The organism is Pseudoalteromonas aliena, assembly GCF_038155085.1.
Lineage (GTDB): Bacteria > Pseudomonadota > Gammaproteobacteria > Enterobacterales > Alteromonadaceae > Pseudoalteromonas > Pseudoalteromonas aliena_A.
Window position 1 is genome coordinate 1 of the sequence record NZ_JBAKAU010000315.1, and the last position, 207, is coordinate 207.

The 207-nt window shown below is 37.7% G+C and carries 1 pseudogene; it reads right to left on the minus strand.

The window, feature by feature from the left end:
• Nucleotides 1–203, minus strand: a pseudogene (locus V6260_RS19565) (chemotaxis protein CheW); the annotation flags it as partial.
• Nucleotides 204–207: the final 4 nt, after the last annotated feature.

The following is a 207-nucleotide window of genomic DNA, read 5'->3' on the forward strand; positions in this document are numbered from 1 at the left end:
TCACCTCGAATATTAGCAACTCCCGTAACCTTAGGGTGAGAATGTGGTATTTTGCGTAAACGGGGGTGCGTAACAACTTCTTTAATCTTAAATACATTCAGTGCAAATAAAAGGCGGCTATGTAAATAAAAAAGTAGCAATTCTAAACCATTCTCACCTACAAGCTGAGTACGTTGATCAACTCACGCTAAAACACCTGAAATAATA